Origin of the sequence: Labrenzia sp. THAF35 (genome assembly GCF_009363595.1) — a bacterium.
GTDB classification, from domain to species: domain Bacteria; phylum Pseudomonadota; class Alphaproteobacteria; order Rhizobiales; family Stappiaceae; genus Roseibium; species Roseibium algicola.
Genome location: NZ_CP045380.1, coordinates 4,839,285 through 4,854,780 on the forward strand (window position 1 = coordinate 4,839,285; position 15,496 = coordinate 4,854,780).

18 protein-coding genes are annotated in these 15,496 nt (G+C 57.5%); 13 read left to right on the forward strand and 5 right to left on the reverse strand.

What is annotated here, in order from left to right; all coding sequences use genetic code 11:
• Window positions 1-62: 62 nt before the first annotated feature.
• From fdhD to glp, 4 genes are read left to right on the forward strand one after another with little or no spacing between them, the layout of a single operon-like run.
• Window positions 63-941, forward strand: a complete 879-nt coding sequence (gene fdhD / locus FIU93_RS22150) for a formate dehydrogenase accessory sulfurtransferase FdhD (protein WP_152506765.1) — start codon at window positions 63-65, stop codon at window positions 939-941.
• Window positions 938-1,591, forward strand: coding sequence for a molybdenum cofactor guanylyltransferase MobA (gene mobA, locus FIU93_RS22155; RefSeq protein WP_152506766.1), 654 nt, complete (start codon window positions 938-940; stop codon window positions 1,589-1,591). Before fdhD ends, mobA begins: the two co-directional genes overlap by 4 nt.
• Window positions 1,588-2,109, forward strand: a complete 522-nt coding sequence (gene mobB, locus FIU93_RS22160; RefSeq protein ID WP_022999471.1) for a molybdopterin-guanine dinucleotide biosynthesis protein B — start codon at window positions 1,588-1,590, stop codon at window positions 2,107-2,109. Before mobA ends, mobB begins: the two co-directional genes overlap by 4 nt.
• Window positions 2,106-3,383 (forward strand): gephyrin-like molybdotransferase Glp, encoded by a 1,278-nt coding sequence (glp, locus tag FIU93_RS22165; RefSeq protein WP_022999472.1) that lies wholly within the window; start codon window positions 2,106-2,108, stop codon window positions 3,381-3,383. Before mobB ends, glp begins: the two co-directional genes overlap by 4 nt.
• Window positions 3,384-3,419: 36 nt before the next feature.
• Here glp and FIU93_RS22170 read toward each other — a convergent pair whose 3' ends face one another.
• Window positions 3,420-4,415, reverse strand: coding sequence for an MBL fold metallo-hydrolase (locus tag FIU93_RS22170; RefSeq protein WP_152506767.1), 996 nt, complete (start codon window positions 4,413-4,415; stop codon window positions 3,420-3,422).
• Between the two features lie 177 nt (window positions 4,416-4,592).
• On the opposite strand from FIU93_RS22170, the gene FIU93_RS22175 reads away from it, so the two are divergent.
• Window positions 4,593-5,576, forward strand: a complete 984-nt coding sequence (locus FIU93_RS22175) for a LysR family transcriptional regulator (RefSeq protein WP_209010205.1) — start codon at window positions 4,593-4,595, stop codon at window positions 5,574-5,576.
• 37 nt (window positions 5,577-5,613) lie between these two features.
• Here the strand turns inward: FIU93_RS22175 and FIU93_RS22180 are convergent, their stop codons facing one another.
• Window positions 5,614-6,255 (reverse strand): glutathione S-transferase family protein, encoded by a 642-nt coding sequence (locus FIU93_RS22180; RefSeq protein WP_152506768.1) that lies wholly within the window; start codon window positions 6,253-6,255, stop codon window positions 5,614-5,616.
• 186 nt (window positions 6,256-6,441) lie between these two features.
• Here FIU93_RS22180 and FIU93_RS22185 point away from each other — a divergent pair, with 186 nt between their 5' ends.
• The 5 genes from FIU93_RS22185 (at window position 6,442) to FIU93_RS22205 (ending at window position 10,927) form a co-directional block, all read left to right on the forward strand.
• Window positions 6,442-6,855 carry a hypothetical protein gene (locus FIU93_RS22185; RefSeq protein WP_055653860.1) on the forward strand — a complete coding sequence of 138 codons (414 nt, stop codon included), beginning with the start codon at window positions 6,442-6,444 and terminating at the stop codon, window positions 6,853-6,855.
• A 264-nt stretch (window positions 6,856-7,119) separates the two neighbouring features.
• Entirely contained in the window at window positions 7,120-7,896 is a 777-nt protein-coding gene (locus FIU93_RS22190) for an ABC transporter substrate-binding protein (RefSeq protein ID WP_031268815.1), read from the forward strand.
• A 129-nt stretch (window positions 7,897-8,025) separates the two neighbouring features.
• Window positions 8,026-8,739, forward strand: a complete 714-nt coding sequence (locus tag FIU93_RS22195) for an ABC transporter permease (protein WP_031268816.1) — start codon at window positions 8,026-8,028, stop codon at window positions 8,737-8,739.
• Entirely contained in the window at window positions 8,736-9,563 is an 828-nt protein-coding gene (locus tag FIU93_RS22200; protein ID WP_022999479.1) for an ABC transporter permease, read from the forward strand. The genes FIU93_RS22195 and FIU93_RS22200 overlap by 4 nt, the downstream gene beginning before the upstream one ends.
• A gap of 197 nt (window positions 9,564-9,760) precedes the next feature.
• Complete coding sequence (locus tag FIU93_RS22205) at window positions 9,761-10,927, forward strand: PLP-dependent aspartate aminotransferase family protein (RefSeq protein ID WP_152506769.1); 1,167 nt, start codon at window positions 9,761-9,763, stop codon at window positions 10,925-10,927.
• 12 nt (window positions 10,928-10,939) lie between these two features.
• On the opposite strand, the gene FIU93_RS22210 is transcribed toward FIU93_RS22205, so the two are convergent.
• Window positions 10,940-11,830 (reverse strand): LysR substrate-binding domain-containing protein, encoded by an 891-nt coding sequence (locus FIU93_RS22210; protein WP_022999481.1) that lies wholly within the window; start codon window positions 11,828-11,830, stop codon window positions 10,940-10,942.
• A gap of 100 nt (window positions 11,831-11,930) precedes the next feature.
• Between FIU93_RS22210 and FIU93_RS31475 the strand changes: the two genes are divergently transcribed.
• The 3 genes from FIU93_RS31475 (at window position 11,931) to FIU93_RS22220 (ending at window position 13,785) form a co-directional block, all read left to right on the forward strand.
• The gene (locus FIU93_RS31475; RefSeq protein ID WP_022999482.1) at window positions 11,931-12,083 is read left to right on the forward strand and encodes a hypothetical protein; all 153 of its coding nucleotides are present in this window, start codon (window positions 11,931-11,933) and stop codon (window positions 12,081-12,083) included.
• Between the two features lie 97 nt (window positions 12,084-12,180).
• On the forward strand, window positions 12,181-13,062 hold the full coding sequence (locus tag FIU93_RS22215; RefSeq protein WP_022999483.1) for an NAD(P)-dependent oxidoreductase: 882 nt from the start codon (window positions 12,181-12,183) through the stop codon (window positions 13,060-13,062).
• A 54-nt stretch (window positions 13,063-13,116) separates the two neighbouring features.
• Window positions 13,117-13,785: a DNA alkylation repair protein gene (locus FIU93_RS22220; protein WP_286202374.1), complete on the forward strand. Its 669-nt coding sequence runs from the start codon at window positions 13,117-13,119 to the stop codon at window positions 13,783-13,785.
• A 35-nt stretch (window positions 13,786-13,820) separates the two neighbouring features.
• Here the strand turns inward: FIU93_RS22220 and FIU93_RS22225 are convergent, their stop codons facing one another.
• Complete coding sequence (locus tag FIU93_RS22225) at window positions 13,821-14,321, reverse strand: DUF302 domain-containing protein (protein ID WP_077293051.1); 501 nt, start codon at window positions 14,319-14,321, stop codon at window positions 13,821-13,823.
• Between the two features lie 99 nt (window positions 14,322-14,420).
• Window positions 14,421-15,494, reverse strand: a complete 1,074-nt coding sequence (locus FIU93_RS22230; protein ID WP_022999486.1) for a hybrid-cluster NAD(P)-dependent oxidoreductase — start codon at window positions 15,492-15,494, stop codon at window positions 14,421-14,423.
• Between the last annotated feature and the right edge of the window lie 2 nt (window positions 15,495-15,496).

Consider the following 15,496-nt stretch of genomic DNA (forward strand, 5'->3'; position numbering starts at 1 on the left):
TGCCCCGCGGCAATCGCGTCCCATAGTGTTGAGACAATCGAAGCAAATGGAGTCGTTTGCCTGTGTCAGGCTCATATGTGCTGCAACCCGACCCGGAAGATTCGCGTCTTTCGACGTCCGTAACCGGTATCGATCAAGACGGACAGCCGGTCGAAACGCGTGTCGTGACGGAAAAACCCCTGACCCTCTACCTGAATTCTCAGGAAGTGGTCACCATGATGACCATTGGCGATCATCCGGACCTTCTCGCCGTCGGTTATCTGAAAAACCAGAACATGCTGGCCGAGGACGATGTCATCACCGGCATCGACCATGACGACGATCTGGATGTTGTGGTGGTTCGCACCGAGCGCGAAACCAATTTCGAGGAAAAGCTGAAGAAGAAGGTGCGCACCTCCGGCTGCGCCCAGGGGACAGTCTTCGGCGATGTCATGGACGGCTTCGATACCGTTCAACTCGCTGAGGACGCCCGTCTCAACACTTCCTGGCTCTATGCGCTGACCAAAACCATCAACACAACACCTTCCCTCTATCTCGAGGCGGGGGCGATCCATGGCTGTGTTCTGTGCCAGGAAGACCGTGCGCTAGTCTACATGGAAGATGTCGGCCGCCACAATGCGGTCGACAAGATCGCAGGTTGGATGGTCCTGAACGACATCCCCGCGCACGACAAGATCTTCTATACCACTGGCAGACTGACCTCCGAAATGGTCATCAAGACCGTGATGATGGGCATTCCGATCCTCGTGTCACGCTCGGGGTTTACCGCCTGGGGCGTCGAACTCGCACGCAAGGCCGACCTTACGCTGATCGGACGCGCACGCGGCAAGCGGTTCGTTGCCTTGTCCGGTCACGACAGGATCGTGTTCGACATGTCCGCAAGCGACGTGGAAGACGAGCCGGATACGGCCCGCCGAAAAGGGAGCGTCCCGGCAGAATGACCAGACACAAGAAGACCCTTGAGAGCAGCAAGGTGCTTGGTTGCGTGCTTGCCGGCGGCCAATCCCGCAGAATGGGCGGCGGCGACAAGAGCCTGATGGATCTTGGCGGCAAGACGATGCTTGATATGATCCTCGACCGTCTGAAACCACAGCTGCACGACATAATCCTCAACGCCAATGGTGACCCTGACCGGTTTGCGCGCTTTCAGCTGCCTGTTGCCGCTGATCCGGTAGGCGATTTCGCAGGACCGCTGGCAGGTGTCCTGGCCGGCATGACTTATGCTCACAACGAGCGACCGGATATCAGCCATGTGATTTCGGTAGCCGGTGACACGCCGTTTTTCCCTACCAGCCTTGTCAGCCGGTTCTGTGCCGCAGTCCCTGGTGACAGACCGGTCATTGCCCTCGCCTCCTCTGCGGACAAGCTCCACCCTGTCTTCGGCCTCTGGCCTGTCAGCCTGAAGCCGGATCTCGAGGACTGGCTGCAATCCGGCAAGACAGGCAAGGTGCTTGCCTTTGTCGACTGTTACGACAGTGTCGAAGTCGCCTTCGATGCGGATCCTGACAACGGGTTGGACCCCTTCTTCAATGCCAACAAACCTGATGACCTTTCGACTGTCAGAGACGCGCTGAGCTTACATTCCAGATGACCACCACCCCTGTATTCGGCATCACCGGCTGGAAGAATTCCGGCAAGACACAACTCGTGGCGAGCCTCGTGGCCGAGTTCACCGCGCGGGGCCTGAAGGTTTCGACCGTAAAGCATGCGCATCACGGCTTCGATATCGACAAGCCGGGCACGGACAGTTTCCGGCACCGCGAAGCAGGTGCAGTGGAAGTAGCACTGGTGTCCGGACGCCGCTGGGCCTTGATGCATGAACTGAAAGAGGAAGACGAGCCGCCGCTGGAAGACGTTCTGGAGCGGCTTGCTCCCTGCGACCTGATCCTGATCGAAGGCTACAAGAGCGAACCCCATCCGAAGATCGAGGCACGCAGAACCGAGGCAAGCGAACGCGGTCCCCTTGCCGTTTCCGATCCGAATATTCTGGCCATCGCAACCGATCACGATTTGCCGGACGAGGTGTTGCCGGTGTTTCATCTGGACGACATTGCCGCCATGGCGAATTTCATCGAGACCCATCTCGGGCTGAAAAGGTCGACAACATGACCGGTAAACAGCTTCTGGATGACTGCTTCCTGCACGACAAGGACCGCTTGCGCCACCACGAGGCGCTGGAGATCTTGAAACAGCGGCTGCATTGCATTGCCGAGACCGAAACCGTACCCCTGCAGGATGCCGCCGAACGCATCCTTGCAGATACGGTGACCGCTCCCCGCAATGTGCCACTGGCCGACAATTCGGCCGTTGACGGTTACGCCTTCCGTAACGCCGATTTCGAGGAAGCCGGAGGTTTCTTCCGTCTGGAACAGAGGATAGCTGCAGGGCACGCGAGCAACGCCGATCTTGGCCCATGGGCAGCAGCCCGGATCTTTACTGGAGCGGTGATGCCACCCGGTGCGGATACGGTCGCCATGCAGGAAGATTGTGAAACGCACCAGCAGGATGGGCAGGACTTCGTGATCGTGCCGCAAGGCCTGAAAACGGGTGCCAACCGCCGTAAGGCGGGAGAAGACGTGGCGGAGGGAACGACGCTGCTGAGCCCCGGTCAGCGCTTGCGCCCGCAAGATATCGCGGCAATCGCGTCCACCGGACAGGCAGACGTTTCCGTTTACCGGAAACTGAAGGTGGCCCTAGTGTCGACAGGCGACGAGCTGCGCCGGCCTGGCGATCTCATCACGCTCGGAGACGTTTACGATTCCAACCACTTTCTGCTGCGCAGCCTGTGCGCAACGCTGCCTGTCGAGATCGACGATCTGGGCATTCTGAAAGATGACGCCGACGCCCTTGAAGAAGTGCTTTCGACGGCAGCAGCCAGCCATGACGTGATCCTGACCACCGGCGGAGCAAGCCGCGGCGAGGAAGATCACATGCTCAAGGTTCTGGACAAGATCGGAAAACGCCACATGTGGCAGCTTGCTATCAAGCCTGGCCGCCCGATGATGTTCGGAAATATCGGATCCTGCGTTGTTCTCGGACTGCCGGGAAACCCGGTTGCCGCGATGGTCTGTTTTCTGCTTTACGCACGGCCGGTCTTCAGCGTTCTTGGCGGAGGTGCCTTTCTGGAACCGCAGGCCTTTCAGGTTCCGGCAGCCTTCGAAGTTCCCAAGAAAAAGCCGGACCGCCGAGAGTTCTACCGTGCTTATCTGAAGCCTCGTCCAGACGGATCACTTGCAGCGCATAAATTTCAACGCGACGGCTCCGGCCTGATCACTGGCCTGCGCGAAGCCGACGGTCTTATCGAAATACCTGAAGACGTGACCTCGATCCGCAAGGGTGAGCTGGTGTCCTTCCTGCCCTTCTCCGGGTTCGGACTGCGCTGACCCGGCAGCGTTGCCGGGCCAGAAAGAGTTTCTTCGTTAGTAGGCGTAGGGCCAGTTGGCCGGGACGAAGCGATAACCCTCGCCGTCCTTTGCAACACGGCCCATACCGGGAAACGGAATATGCGCGCCTGCAAAGAACAACTTGTCGGCGGCGGCCTGGTCCAGGAATGTCTTGCGTGTCGACACTGCCTGCCCGGGATCAATGTCGAACCCGATACCCCAGTCCGGCCGGTTGAACTGATAGACGGCCATATGGACGATATCGCCCGCAATCACGAGGGTTTCGCCGTTGCTGTCGAACAGATAGCCGGTATGCCCAGGCGTGTGACCCGGAAGAGCCATCGGCCGGATGCCGGACAGGATTTCCTTGTCGCCGGAAATCAGGGTCTGGCTGTCCTTGTAGGCATCGGCAGCCTTGCGTGCACCGAGGAAGAACGGTTTGAACTGCTCGGGAGCGCCGTTCATTGCCGCATCATCGTACCAGAAGGCCTTGTCCACCTCCGGGAGGATCAGTTCCGCATTCTTGAAAACCTTGTTGCCGTCACCATCGATCACGCCGAAGAGGTGGTCCGGATGCATGTGGGTGATCAACAGCGCGTCCACCTGATCGGGCGATACACCTGCGGCTGCCAAGGCATCCGGCAGACGCCCCATGGTCGGGCCCAGAGCATCCGCAGTGCCGGCATCGACAAGGATCAGCCGGTCACTGGTGTTGACGAGGTAGGCATTGACAGGAATACGCAACGCCTCACCTTCAACCATGGCTGCATCTCTCAGGCGCTGCCCTTCTGATGCGTCGTAGCCGATCACCAGTTCCGGCGTGACATCGAGATACCCGTCGAGCAAGGCGGTGATTTCAAGATCGCCGACCTTGTAGCGGAGTGCGCCTGCCATCGGCTTTCCGGCCTGATCGACAGCGGCCTCTGCGGGTGCGGACAGAAAAGTGACACCACCGGCAGCGGCAAGCGCCCCTGCCCCGGCAGCCGCACCGAGCAGCGAACGTCTGGAAACGGAAATCTGTGAAGTGGTCATAATTGGCCTCCCGGCTCGACCTGATGGAAAACTTTGACGCTCGAACCGTTGGATCGGTCCGGCAGTCCTAAAAGTGTTTCATTGGCTTTGTTTTTAAAGCGGCCAATATCTTATATTACTCATAACCCGTGCTTATGTATGAGATCGTTCCTCACTCGCTCTCCAACTGGGGCCGCCATGGACAAGCTTTCCTCCCTTTCCGGCTTTGTGCAGGCTGTCAATCTCGGCAGCTTCTCAGCAGCTGCAAAACTTCTCGGCATCTCGCAACCTGCCGTCAGCCAGCAGGTTCGGGCGCTTGAAGACGATCTGGGCATCAGACTGCTGAATCGGACCACACGTCAACTCAGCCTGACGGAAGCCGGGGAACGCTATTATGCCTATGCAAGGGATATTCTGGAGCGCCTCGATGAGGCCGACCGCTCGGTTCAGAGCGAGGAGGCCCAGATGTCCGGCCCGCTATCGGTGGGGCTGCCTCTTGGCTTCGCGGAAACCATCCTTTCGGACTTCCTGATCCGCTTCAAGAAGGATCACCCCGGCATCCTGCTGGATGTGTCGTTGTCCGACCAGTTTGTCGATGTCATCCAGCAACGGCTCGATGTGGCAATCCGCATGGGTGAGATCGAGGACGACCGGCTGATTGTTCGAAGGCTCGGGCTTGCTCAGCGCTGCCTGGTGGCATCACCAGACTATCTGGATAAACGTGGACGCCCTGACCATCCCGACGAGCTGCCCGATCACGATTACTTGCTTTACAAGAACATCGCGACCGGGAACCGGGTTCCGTTCATCAGTCCGATCGGTGAAAAGCTGTCTATCAAGATCACGCCGACAATGCTGGTCAACAACTCTTCGACCCTGCGCCGTGCGGCACTCGCCGGTCTCGGAATTGCGCTTTCCAATCGCTGGCTTATCGAGCCGTACCTGCGAACTGGAGACCTGGAAGTGGTGCTGCCACAATGGCAATACCCGCCGCATCCGGTCCATGCGGTCTATCCTTCCAATCGCTTCATTCCGCTGAAAGTGCGCCGGTTTGTCGACAGCCTTTATAGCTTTTTTGAAGACGAAGGCGCATTCCAGTACGCCGGTAAACCCGATTCAGGCAGCCGTGACTTTCAGCAAAGTGAGGACACTGCGTTGGCCAGCGACGCGGTTACGGCCTGACGGCCGCCCGGCGGCTGGCGCCGGGCTGGCAGGAACCTCACTCGGTATCGACGATCCAGGTTTCCTTGAGTGCAGCCTCTTCCCAGACTTTCCAGGCCTCGGTTGCCTTCATGGCTTCGCTGTATTTGCTCACCACAGGGTCGCTGGATAGCTGGTAGGTCTCGAAACGGCTGACGACGGGTGCATACATGGCGTCGGCAATCGTGAAATCGCCAAACAGGAAAGGACCGCCTGATGATGCCAGGCATTCTTTCCAGACGGTCACGATGCGGTTGACCTCACCCTTAACCGCGTCGCTGACGGCTTTTGCCACCACAGGGCGCTGCATGTTCATGGAACATTCGCTGCGAAGAGCGGTGAAACCGGAATGCATCTCCGCCGAGATGGACCGTGCCCAGGCGCGCTTGGCCTTGTCCTTTGGCCACAGGCCTTTGTCCGGAAAGCAGTCGGCGACATATTCCAGGATCGCCAGGCTGTCCCACACCGTCAGGGTACCATCCTTGAGAACCGGTACTTTTCTGCTTGGTGAAAATGCCGCGAATTCCGGATTTCCATTTTCGAAATCGAAAGGAACCAGGGTCTCCCGGAATGGAATATCCTTGTGCCTGAGAGCGATCCACGGCCTGAAAGACCAGGAGGAGTAGTTCTTGTTTCCGATGAAAAGTTCGTAGTCCGACATTGCTGGGCCCTTTTCCGAAACCCGGCAGAAATAACCATGTGTCACCGGGTAGTCTTTTCCTAGGAAGTTCGGCTTCCAGCTTCAAATTCAATAAGTTCATGAGATTCATCAGGGTTTTTAATATCCCCTCTCGGCACAATTTTTGCTTGCATATTTGACAATACCTGCAGCCAGAAAGAGGATCCGATGACATCTGCTCTGCCGCCCACGCCTTCCGTGTCACCGCAATCGGCCAAGGCGCCCCAAAAGCAGCCAAGCGAAACCGAAAGCCGGTTTCTGCAATTCCGCAGCATTCTTGCGGAACAATATGCAGAGTGGCGTGAACTGCCTGAAGAAGAGCGAATTCGGCACAAGTATCTTGAAGATCACGGGCTGACCGAACTCGGTCTGGACAACCTTTCCCCCAGAAACAGGGCTGTTCACGAAGAAAAGATCGCCGAATTGACAAAGCAGCCGGTTGTCTCGCCGACACCCTATCGTGGGGCAGATGCAGGGGATGCGCTTTCCCGCCCGGTGATTACCCTGCAATCCGTTCTCGACGTTCACGACGCTTCCCGGGAAGCTGAAGCAGCAGAGGCAACAGCCGACTCAAAGGCCTGATTTCTGCCCTTCGGCCGACATTTGGTTCAGGGTGGCATGCTTCTACAGCACGAAGAAAAGGCCTCAGGGAACAGTCAGGTTTCCACAATGACTTGACGCTTCCCCAACGACATGCCGGAAAAATTGAAAATTCGGCGAAATCACGCTGTGTTTTTTTCGTAGGCATGCTTGAAATTTGAACCGAAGTGTATGGAATAGAGCGCTCGGGCAAGAAGGCGGGACGAACCCGCTTGCGCCGCGAAGAAGATATTAGGGGAACAAAATATGCGTGTATTGCGTATGGCTGCGGCCGCAGTAGCAGTACTGGCTGCCGTGAGTGGCGCTGAGGCGAAAGACTGGTCAAAGGTGCGTATCGGCACCGAAGGCGCTTATCCTCCGTTCAACTCCCTGACCGCAGACGGCCAGCTGATAGGTTTCGACATCGATATTGCCAAGGCACTCTGCGAAGAAATGAAAGTCGAGTGCGAATTTGTTACCCAGGACTGGGACGGCATGATCCCCGCCCTGCAGGCTGGCAAGTTCGACGCCGTGATCGCTTCCATGTCGATCACCGAAGAGCGCAAGGAAAAGGTCGACTTCACCAACAAGTACTACAACACCCCGCCGGCAATTGCCGTGCCGAAGGATTCCGCTCTGACCGGTACGTCGGATGAAGACCTCAAGGGTGTCGCACTTGGTGCACAGTCCTCCACCACCCACTCCAACTATGCTGAAGAAAAGCTGCCGTCCGCGGACCTGAAGCTTTATCCGACGCCGGATGAATACAAGCTCGACGTTGCCAGCGGCCGTGTCGATGCCGTCATTGACGACGTTGTGGTTCTGTCCGATTGGCTGGCGACCGACGACGGTGCCTGCTGCAAGCTGCTGGGCACCCTAACGCCGGATCCGGTGATCAACGGTGAAGGCGCCGGCATTGCCATCCGCAAGGACGACGGCGAGTTGAAGGAAATGTTCAACAAGGCCATCGAAGGCATCCTGGCGAACGGCAAGTACAAGGAAATCAACGACAAGTACTTCACGTTCGACGTTTACGGCGGCTGATTAGCCTCCAGTTGATCGCATTCCGGTGCAGCGCGCCCTGTGCGCTGCACCACCTGCAGGGAAAAATCCCGCAGTACGGCCGGAGGGGCGGCCGGAATAGCAACGACAAACAGAAAGAAGCGCCGGCTTATGAATGAAGCTTTGACGCTACTCTCCTTCGGACCAGAGGGTTGGGGAGACGAAATTGCCTGGGGCGTGGTTGTAACCGTATGCCTGGCAATAGTGACTTTGCCGTTCGGATTGTTTCTGGGATTTCTGATTGCGCTTGCGAAAAAGTCATCGGAACCCAGCTTGCGCCTGGCGGCCAATATCTACACCACTCTTTTCCGGGGCTTGCCGGAACTGCTGACCTTGTTCCTGGTCTACTTCGGCCTACAGATCGCGATACAGGTCTTGCTGAAGATGGCCGGCTTCGACTTCTATTTTGAAGTCAATTCGTTTGTCGCCGGTGTCATCGCACTGTCCTTCGTCTTTTCTTCCTATGCTTCCGAAGCGTTTCTTTCCGCCTTTCGCGGGATCCCGCAGGGACAATACGAAGGCGGATATGCGCTTGGACTGTCGAAAGGCAAAACCCTTCGACTGGTGGTACTGCCGCAATTGATCCGGCTCGCACTGCCCGCACTTGGAAACAGCTGGCTCGTCCTTCTCAAGGACACCTCGCTCGTTTCGGTGGTCGGCTTGTCTGACGTCATGCGCCAGTCAGGGATCGCCGCAAGGGTGACCAAGGAACCCTTCATGTTCTTTGGCATCGCCTGCCTGATCTACCTGGTCCTGGCAATGATATCATCCACCGGTCTCGTGCGTATCGAGCGCTGGAGCAAACGCGGAGATACGGCACGATGATCTCCGCAAACCCCGCCACAGGCCTGAAACGGCCGCCCGCACCGCCCCGTGGTTGGACCAAGACGCGAATTCTCGGCCATGTCCTCATGGCGCTCTGGATCGTCTCCGGTGCCTGGCTGCTCTACTATCTGGCGATAAACGTCGCGAGTCCGTTCGTGCTGAAGTATTGGCCCGAGTACCTCAGCGGTTTTCTGGTCACCCTTCAGATCGTCGGCCTGTCGTTGCTGATAGGTGCGGTGCTGAGCGTGCCCATCGCAGCTGCACGAGCGTCGAAATGGTGGCTTTTATCGAAGCCTGCCTATTGCTTCGTCTATTTCTTCCGCGGCACACCGCTGCTGGCACAGACCTTCCTTGTCTACTATGGCGCAGGCACCTTCCAGGCACAGCTGGAGGCAGTCGGCCTGTGGGGTCTTTTCCGGGAAGCCTGGTTCTGCGTGATCTTCGCGTTTTCACTGAACACCTCCGCGTATCAGGCCGAGATCCTGCGCGGTGCCATTCAAAACGTGCCCAGAGGTCAGTGGGAAGGGGCTGCTGCTCTCGGCCTCAACAAGCAGATTACCTTCTTCAAGATCATCCTGCCGCAGGCACTGATCGTTGCCCTGCGGCCCTATGGCAACGAGATCATTCTCATGCTCAAGGGTTCCGCCATTGCGGCAATCGTGACGGTGTTCGATCTGTTTGGAGAAACCAGACGGGCCTACTCGAGATCGTATGATTTCCAGGCCTACATCTGGGCAGCGGTGATCTATCTGTTCCTGGTAGAGATGCTGCGCCGCCTGTGGGACAAAATCGAAGCACGCCTGACGCGGCACCTGATACGCTGAGCAGACTTTCAGCGTTCGAAATAATTGGGCCGGACTTTCCAAGTTCCGGCCCGTTTTTCTGTAACCTGTCCCGCGTTCGCCTTCTCGATATTCCTTTGGAGGCAAGTCGGCACCGCTCTCCCAAATGGATTGATTTCATTTGATTATCCAAGCGGACGGCGATAACCCGAAGGGACCCCCATTCACGGAGCTCTCCCATGCCGAAAACGCCCTCCATTGCCCATGGCCTACACCTCGACAGCCTGCTGGCCCATGGTGGTGGCGGTTTTGATGCGGCAACAGGCGCCGTCGTGCCGCCGATACAGACTGCTACCACATTCGTGCGTGACGAAAACTATGAGCTGGTCAACCCGGGTCATATCTACAGCCGTGACGACAATGCGCTTTTCAAGAAGACCGAAAAACTGATCGCCGCTCTTGAAGGGGGAGAAGACAGCCGGCTGTTTGCATCCGGCATGGCCGCTGTCGCGGCCGTCGCCCGCATCGTCAAGCCAGGCGGCACACTGCTTGCCCAGTCCGGCATTTACTGGGGGACCACGTTGTTCCTGCGCAAGATGTGTGCACGCAACAACATTGCCCTCGTAGAAGCTGATGCAAGCGACCTTCAGTCCTTCCAGGACGAGATAGCTGTCACTCGCCCGGATCTTGTCTGGCTTGAAGTGCCCAGCAATCCGTTCTTGAAGGTCGCCGACATCAAGAACATCGCCAACCAGTGCAAACAGGCGGACGCCCTGCTTGCCGTCGATGCGACCGCCGCAACACCGCTGATCCTCAAGCCTCTGTCGCTCGGAGCGGACCTGGTGATGCATTCGGCGACCAAGGCCCTCAACGGTCATTCAGACCTTCTGGGTGGCGTCGTCACAACCGACAACGCGGGCAGCGAAGCCTGGGCGTTTCTGACCGAGGAACGCAAGTTGGCCGGCGCCGTGCTCGGTTCGTTCGAAACCTGGCTTTTGCTCCGGGGCCTCAGGACACTTGCCTTGCGTGTGGAGCGCATGAACAGATCGGCACAGGTTTTCGCGGAACACTTCGAAAAACACCCGAAAGTGGAAGCCGTGCTTTATCCCGGCGTCAAGAGCCACCCTCATCACGAACTTGCAAAAAGCCAGATGACCGGCGGTTTTGGCTCGCTCATGTCCATTCAGGTCAAGGGCGACAAAACGGCCGCCCTGAATGTCACCGGTGCGCTTGACCTGTTCCAGCGAGCAACCTCCCTCGGCGGCACCGAGAGTCTTGTCGAGCATCGTTTCACCATCGAGGGCGAAGGCTCCGGCATTCCGGAGAACCTGTTGCGGCTGTCCATCGGCATCGAGCATTGCGACGACCTGATTGCGGACATGGAGCAGGCCCTCACTGCAATCTGACGTCTGCCCAGGCTAATCGGCGAGCTGTTCGGCGCGCATGGCCCTGAGCCAGCTCATGAAGGCCTTGAGTGGTGGACGGTTGACACCGGGGCGGGTCACCAGATGGTATCCCGTCCCCGGATAAACGCCGTCTTCAAATAGGACCCTGAGGTTACCCGCCTCGATTTCAGGCTCGACAAAGGTCTTGGCGGTGGCCGAAATACCATCGCCCCGCCGCAACCCTTCCAGCACCATATAGCCGGGCAAATGGGTGATGTTGAGCTTGCCCTTGGGCACGACGCCCTGGCGCTCCAGCCAGATGGTCAATTCGTTGGTGCCGTATTCCTGCAACCAGGGAAACTCCAGAAGATCTTCAGGGCTTTCGATCTTCTTGTCTCCGATCAGGCAATTGGCACCGATCACCGCAAAATTCGTCGGGATGAACAGTTCCGATTCAAGCCCTGTCCAGTTGCCCTTGCCGAAACGGATCGCCAGGTCGACGCCGCCAGGTCTGAGTTCAACCACTTCGGCCGTCGGATTGAGCATCAGTTCAATGTCGGGATGCTTGTGCCGGAAATCGCTGATCCGCGGCATCAGCCAACTTATTGCAAAGGACGGCGTCATGGTGATGTTGAGCGGACGGACCAGATCTTCCCGCGTCAATTCATCGACTGTCTCCCTGATGATTTCAAAGCCTTCGCTCAGACCTTCAAAGAGCTGCTTGCCTTCAGGGGTTAATGCAATGCCCCTGCCCTCACGGACAATCAGTTTCAACCCCAGAAACTGCTCCAGAGCCTTGACCTGCTGACTGACGGCCGCGTGAGTGACGTTCAATTCTCTTCCCGCGGCCGAGAGACTGCAGGTCTCGGCAACGGCAGTGAAGGTTCTCAGACTGTTGAGGGATGGGAGAGATCGCCAATCCATATGTAATTTCACCTTACATTTTGAAAATCTTCCTGACTGGCATCAGCAGCCGTAAACAGCCACATTACTCTCACACAACGCAGCGAGAGGATGTAAGCATATGTTTGATATTTACGCACGTAGCTTCCTGGAAGCAACCCGGTTCTCCAGCAACACTCGTCCGGATCCGCGCACCCAGCGGCACCTGGACGCCCAGTCGGCGAAGCGGGAACGTCATTTGCGGCTCTGGCAGCGCGGGCCCTATTGGATCTAAGCTGACAGCAAGAGGCAAATGGCCTAAAACCATGATGAACCAGTTCAATTAAAGGCCCGGCTCGTACCGGGCCTTCGCATGCGAAGGGAGCGTCGTCATGGCAAAGGTTGCATTTATCGGTCTGGGCGTCATGGGATATCCGATGGCCGGATACCTGAAAACCAAAGGTGGGCACGACGTCACGGTCTATAACCGCACGACTGCTAAGGCCGAGAAATGGGCTGCCGAATATGGCGGCAACTTCGCCAAGACCCCGAAGGAAGCAGCTGAAGGTTGCGACTTCGTCTTTTCCTGCGTCGGAAACGACGATGATCTGCGCTCCGTCACGACCGGCGAAGATGGTGCCTTTCATGGATTGAAGGAAGGCGCGATTTTTGTCGACAACACCACCGCGTCTGCCGAAGTTGCCCGTGAGCTTTATGCAGCGGCCAAGGACAAGGGCTGCGGCTTCATCGATGCTCCGGTTTCCGGTGGCCAGGCAGGTGCCGAAAACGGCGTCCTGACAGTAATGTGCGGCGGAGATCAGGATGCTTTCGACAAGGCCAAGCCGGTCATCGAATGCTTCGCAAAATTCGTCGGTCTGATGGGAGAAAGCGGCGCAGGGCAATTGACCAAGATGGTCAACCAGATCTGCATTGCCGGCCTGGTGCAGGGCCTTTCCGAAGCCATCCACTTTGCCAAGAAAGCGGATCTCGACGTCGCAAAGGTCATCTCCGCAATTAAAGGCGGGGCTGCCCAATCCTGGCAGATGGAAAACCGGTGGGAGACCATGAATGCGGGCAAGTTCGACTATGGCTTTGCGGTCGACTGGATGCGCAAGGATCTCGGCATCTGCCTGAAGACCGCAAATGATACCGGTGCCCGCCTGCCTGTTACGGCGCTGGTCGATCAGTTCTATGCCGAAGTTCAGGCCATGGGCGGCAAACGTTGGGATACGTCCAGTCTGATTGCCCGCCTGGAAAATGCCGACAAGTCATAAACGGGCACCCATATGCCCCAAGTCCCGGACACGACCTTAACGCTTGAAAACGTATTGAACGATCTGCGTGAAGCGGGAACGGAGCCGAACCGTGCTGGAATGGCGCGGTTCGGCATCGAAACAGATCGGGCCTTCGGCGTTCCACTCTCTGTGCTGCGTCCGTTGGCCAGATCCATAGGCCCTTCCCCGGACCTTGCACGGGAACTCTGGGCCAGCGGCTTTCACGAAGCTCGCCTCTTGGCAATCCTTCTGACCCCACCCAAACACCTGGCACCCGAGCTCGCCCTTCAGTGGCTGAACGACATCAATTCCTGGGATCTGTGCGATCAGCTCATGAATGTTCTGGCCCGGCGTGCCGGTTCAAACGAACTGGTTCCGGCACTTGCCGCAGACGAACGCGAATTCGTCCGGCGGGCTGCCTTTGCGCTGATCGCCTGGCGCGCCGTCCATGCCAAGACAGCGCCCGAAACCGAATTTCTGGACTACTTTCCCTTGATCCGCGCTGCTGCCGCGGACGAGCGAAACTTTGTCTGGAAAGCGGTGCATTGGGCCCTCCGCCAGATCGGCAAACGCTCCTTGCCTCTACATGGCGCCGCTCTCGCGATTGCCGAAGACCTGGCAACATCCGAAAACCGGACAGCCCGCAAGGTCGGCAATGCGGCTGCCCGGGAGCTTTCGTCCGAGAAGGTTCTGAACCGCCTCAACAAGGCTGCAGACATCTAGTTAAATGTTGCTGTCGATCTATTATCGACCGCCGCTTACTGACCTGCCGCTTCCTTGGCGATGGCATCCAGCAAGGCATTCACTTCACCGATAGCCGCCTTGGATTCCTCAGAGCCTGTTTCACCGAGGTGACGATATCCGACCGTTACGGTGCCAGGCTGGTCCGGAGTTTCGTAGACGAATACCGAATAGGGGCAATAGGCGATGTTCGCAGCGTCAGCCTCCATCACCTTGCGCGAGAGATTAGCCGAGCAGAACAACATGGCCTGCGCCTTGACGAAGATCTGTTTCTGACCACCGACATCTTGTGATGTGCGATCCAGCATGTCGCCTATGTGCGAGACGTAATCGATGACCAGGCCATGATTGACGATGGCATTTTCAAGATCGAAACGCACATCATCAAAGGCCGCTGAAACCTGGTAGGCGGTAACGCCTTCCGGAATTGACTGGGCGCTGGCGGCTCCGGTGCCGCAAACTGCGAGGCCCACAAAAGCAATTGCGATCCGAAACGGCTTCCTGAAACTTTCAAACATGCGACGTCCTCCCGAGCATGAAGACCAGAATACTCCGCTCTTCATGCCCGCGCCATTGATACATCGCAAATTTTGAATATTTCCTCGACTATCTCCGGCTCAGATATCGACCTCGACTGTACCGATCGGATTCGAGCAACAGGCCAGAATGAAACCGGCCTCGATATCTTCATCGCTGATGCCACCGGAGTGGACCATGTGAACTTCACCGGAAAGTTTCTTCACCTTGCAGGTGCCACACACACCGAACGTACAGCCCGACGGGATATTGAGCCCTGCATCCTTTGCAACCGCCAGAACCGTGTCGGTTTCCGAACACCAGGAAGACACCTTGGAGTTGGCAAAAACGATCTGGGCCTGCACGTCGTCCTGAGGTACGACGTCATCGAACTCTGTCAGTTCAGCCTTGGTTTCAGCCGGCGCCTGGAAGCTTTCCTGGAAATAGTTTTCCATGTTGAAACCCAGCGAGTTCAGAATCTCGCGCACGGATTCCATGAAGCCTTCGGGGCCGCAGCAATAGACTTCGCGCTCCAGATAGTCGTTGCACATCAGGCCCAGCATCAGCTGGTTGAAGTGCCCGCGATAACCGGTCCAGACCTCGTAAGGATCGCTCTTCGTGACGACGAAGTGCAGTTGCAAACCGTTGACGCGGCTCGCCATGTACTCAAGCCGCTTGCGGAAGATCAGATCAACAGGCCGCGTTGCGCACTGGATGAAACAAATGTCAGGATCCTCACCGCGCTCGAAGAGCGTCGTCGCCATCGACATCATGGGCGTAACGCCGGAACCGGCTGAAATGAACAGGTACTTGTTGTCCGGATTGCGCGGCAGATGGAACAGTCCAGCCGGTCCATAAGCCTTGATCTGCATGCCGGGAACAAGGTTCTCCAGCATCCATTTCGTACCGACGCTGTCCTGCTGGACCTTTACCGTTACGGAGATATAGGCGTTGGTCACCGGCGAAGAGGAAATCGTATAGGTGCGTTGAACGTTTCCGCCAGGCACCGGGAGATCGAGCGTGATGAATTGGCCTGCCCGATAGACGAAAGTCGCGCCTGATGGCGGACGGAAGGTGAAGGTTTTCACCCCCGGCGCCTCGGGCAGAACACTCACGCATTCCAGAACTTCACTGTCGGACCAGACCGGCGTATCGCGTCCGGGCATCGGGATCATCG

Coding starts and splice junctions, on each gene's coding strand:
- mobA (WP_152506766.1), top strand. CDS start 938: ATGACCAGACACAAGAAGACCCTTGAGAGCAGCAAGGTGCTTGGTTGC.
- mobB (WP_022999471.1), top strand. CDS start 1,588: ATGACCACCACCCCTGTATTCGGCATCACCGGCTGGAAGAATTCCGGC.
- glp (WP_022999472.1), top strand. CDS start 2,106: ATGACCGGTAAACAGCTTCTGGATGACTGCTTCCTGCACGACAAGGAC.
- FIU93_RS22170 (WP_152506767.1), bottom strand. CDS start 4,415: ATGACCACTTCACAGATTTCCGTTTCCAGACGTTCGCTGCTCGGTGCG.
- FIU93_RS22175 (WP_209010205.1), top strand. CDS start 4,593: ATGGACAAGCTTTCCTCCCTTTCCGGCTTTGTGCAGGCTGTCAATCTC.
- FIU93_RS22180 (WP_152506768.1), bottom strand. CDS start 6,255: ATGTCGGACTACGAACTTTTCATCGGAAACAAGAACTACTCCTCCTGG.
- FIU93_RS22185 (WP_055653860.1), top strand. CDS start 6,442: ATGACATCTGCTCTGCCGCCCACGCCTTCCGTGTCACCGCAATCGGCC.
- FIU93_RS22190 (WP_031268815.1), top strand. CDS start 7,120: ATGCGTGTATTGCGTATGGCTGCGGCCGCAGTAGCAGTACTGGCTGCC.
- FIU93_RS22195 (WP_031268816.1), top strand. CDS start 8,026: ATGAATGAAGCTTTGACGCTACTCTCCTTCGGACCAGAGGGTTGGGGA.
- FIU93_RS22200 (WP_022999479.1), top strand. CDS start 8,736: ATGATCTCCGCAAACCCCGCCACAGGCCTGAAACGGCCGCCCGCACCG.
- FIU93_RS22205 (WP_152506769.1), top strand. CDS start 9,761: ATGCCGAAAACGCCCTCCATTGCCCATGGCCTACACCTCGACAGCCTG.
- FIU93_RS22210 (WP_022999481.1), bottom strand. CDS start 11,830: ATGGATTGGCGATCTCTCCCATCCCTCAACAGTCTGAGAACCTTCACT.
- FIU93_RS31475 (WP_022999482.1), top strand. CDS start 11,931: ATGTTTGATATTTACGCACGTAGCTTCCTGGAAGCAACCCGGTTCTCC.
- FIU93_RS22215 (WP_022999483.1), top strand. CDS start 12,181: ATGGCAAAGGTTGCATTTATCGGTCTGGGCGTCATGGGATATCCGATG.
- FIU93_RS22225 (WP_077293051.1), bottom strand. CDS start 14,321: ATGTTTGAAAGTTTCAGGAAGCCGTTTCGGATCGCAATTGCTTTTGTG.
- FIU93_RS22230 (WP_022999486.1), bottom strand. CDS start 15,494: ATGATCCCGATGCCCGGACGCGATACGCCGGTCTGGTCCGACAGTGAA.